3 protein-coding genes are annotated in these 2,566 nt (G+C 71.9%); all 3 read left to right on the top strand.

What is annotated here, in order from left to right:
• Positions 1–853: fumarylacetoacetate hydrolase family protein (locus IL992_RS45385; protein ID WP_226874981.1), on the top strand; the 853-nt coding region annotated here is incomplete at its 5' end.
• A gap of 76 nt (positions 854–929) precedes the next feature.
• A complete protein-coding gene (locus tag IL992_RS45380; RefSeq protein WP_193209476.1) occupies positions 930–1,670 on the top strand; it encodes an SDR family NAD(P)-dependent oxidoreductase in 741 nt (246 codons plus the stop codon).
• Positions 1,667–2,566, top strand: a 900-nt coding sequence (locus tag IL992_RS45375) for an aldo/keto reductase (protein ID WP_319019260.1), incomplete at its 3' end; no start/stop codon positions are given. The genes IL992_RS45380 and IL992_RS45375, both read left to right, overlap by 4 nt.

The raw sequence follows: 2,566 nt of genomic DNA, 5'->3' as shown, positions 1-2,566 counted from the left end.
GATCGTGAAGCTGTTGCGGGTGGGACCGGTGGGTGAGGAGCGGCCGTGTGTGCTCGGGCCGGATGGCCGGGTGCTGGATCTGTCGTCGGTGACGGCCGACATCGATGGTGCGTTTCTGGCGGGGGGTGGGGTCGAGCGGGTGCGGTCGGCGCTGGCGGAGGGGCGGCTGCCGGAGGTGGGGCCGTATGAGCGGGTGGGCGCGCCGGTGGCCCGGCCGGGGAAGATCGTGTGTATCGGGTTGAATTATTCCGATCATGCGGAGGAGACGGGGGCGGCGGTCCCGGCGGAGCCGGTGGTGTTCATGAAGGCGTCCAACACGCTGGTCGGTCCCGATGATGAGGTGCTGGTGCCGCGGGGCAGTGTGAAGACCGACTACGAGGTCGAGCTGGCGGTGGTCCTGGGCGGCAGGGCGCGGTATCTGTCGTCTCCCGAGGAGGCGTCGGGCGTGATCGCGGGGTATGCGATCGCCAATGATGTGTCGGAGCGGGAGTTCCAGAACGAGCGTGGTGGTCAGTGGGACAAGGGCAAGTCGTGTGAGACGTTCAACCCGCTGGGTCCGTGGCTGGTGACGGCGGATGAGGTCGGTGATCCGCAGGCGCTGGGGTTGCGGTTGTGGGTCAACGGGGAGTTGCGGCAGAACGGGACCACCAAGAATCAGATCTTCGGTGTGCATCACGTGATCTGGTATCTCAGCCAGTTCATGGTGCTGGAGGCGGGCGATGTGGTGAACACCGGCACCCCGGCGGGTGTGGCGCTGGGGCGTGGCCCGCAGGCCTATCTGCGGGAGGGGGATGTGGTGGAGCTGGAGATCGACGGTCTGGGCCGCCAGCGTCAGCGGATGGGCCAGGCATGAGTGAGCAAGGCGAGCGAATCGGTGGGCGCGGTGCGTTTCGCTCACGTGACCCTGAGCCGCGAGGCGAGGGGGTGGCATGAGCCGGGGAGAGTTCGACGGTCTGGTGGCGATCGTCACCGGTGGGGCGTCGGGCATCGGCAGGGCGGTGGCCGAGGAGCTGACCGCCCGGGGCGCCCGGGTCGCCGTGCTGGATTTGAAGGACACCGGGTTCGTGTGTGATGTGACCGACGATGCCTCGGTGCGTGGGGCGGTGGCGGCGGTGGCGGAGGCCTGTGGCCGGATCGATGTGCTGGTGAACAACGCGGGTATCGGCGCGCAGGGCACGGTGGCCGACAACGACGACGCCGAGTGGCTGCGGGTGTTCGATGTGAATGTGGTGGGGATCGCCCGGGTGACGCGGGCGGTGCTGCCGTACCTGCGCGACTCGCCGTATGCGGCGATCGTGAACACCTGTTCGGTCGCCGCGACGGCGGGGTTGCCGCGGCGGGCGTTGTATTCGGCGTCCAAGGGGGCGGTGCTGGCGCTGACCCGGGCGATGGCGGCCGACCATATCGGTGAGGGGATCCGGGTCAACTGCGTCAGTCCCGGCACGGTGGACACCCCCTGGGTCGGGCGGCTGCTGGAGGCCGCCGACGATCCGCAGGCCGAGCGGGCGGCGTTGTGTGGCCGGCAGCCGCACGGCCGTCTGGTCAGCGCGCAGGAGGTCGCCCACGCGGTGGCGTATTTGGCCAGTCCGCGGGCGGGGTCGACGACCGGGGTGGAGCTGGCCGTGGACGGCGGGATGGCCGGGCTGCGGCTGAGGCCGGTGACCTCGTGACAGCCGACTTCGCCGGTGGCCGGGGCGGGCGGGCAGCCGGCTCCGCCGCCGCTGGTTTGGCGGGCAGGCTGGGGCGGTACGGGCTGGGGACCGCGCCGCTGGCCGGGCTGTTCGCGCCGGTGAGTGAGCACCAGGCCGAGCAGGTGCTGGCCGCCGCCTGGCAGGCGGGGATCCGCTACTTCGACACCGCGCCGCACTACGGGAGCGGGCTGGCCGAACAGCGGCTGGGGCGGTTCCTGCGCGCTCTGCCGGCCGGCGCCGCCGGGCAGGCGGTGGTGTCCACGAAGGTCGGCCGGGTGCTGGTGCCCGGCCAGGGGGAGGAGGAGGGGTTTCCCGGCCGCACCGGCTATGTGCGGGTGCGGGACTACAGCCGCCAGGGGGTGCTGCGCTCGCTGGACGACAGCCTGCGCCGGACCGGGCTCGATCGGTTCGACCTGGTGTTCATCCACGACCCCGACGACCACTGGGAGCAGGCCGCCGGCCAGGCCTACCCGGCGCTGGCCGAGCTGCGCGATCAGGGAGTGGTCGGCGCGATCGGCGCCGGGATGAACCAGGCCGAGATGCTGACCCGGTTCGTCCGCGAGACCGACCTGGACGCCGTCTTGGTCGCGGGACGCTACACCCTGCTCGACCGCACCGCCGCCGCCGAGTTGCTGCCCGAATGCGAACGGCGTGGGGTGGCCGTCATCGCGGGCGGGGTGTTCAACAGCGGCATCCTCGCCGGCGGCACCACCTACGACTACGACACCGCCCCGCCCGCCGTGCTGCAACGGGCGCGCGAGCTGGGACGCATCTGCGCCTCCCACGGCGTCCCGCTGCCCGCCGCGGCCCTGCGCTTCCCCCACCGCCACCCCGCCGTCACCACCGTCCTCATCGGCGCACGCAGCGCGGAGGAG

Source organism: Microbispora sitophila (assembly GCF_014892245.1).
GTDB lineage: Bacteria > Actinomycetota > Actinomycetes > Streptosporangiales > Streptosporangiaceae > Microbispora > Microbispora siamensis.
The sequence above is the reverse complement of the archived record's forward strand: the minus strand, read 5'-3'. Positions and strand labels throughout refer to the sequence as shown.

Bases quoted from the DNA above. Each gene is read 5' to 3' on its own strand.
- IL992_RS45380 (WP_193209476.1), top strand. From the start codon at position 930: ATGAGCCGGGGAGAGTTCGACGGTCTGGTGGCGATCGTCACCGGTGGG.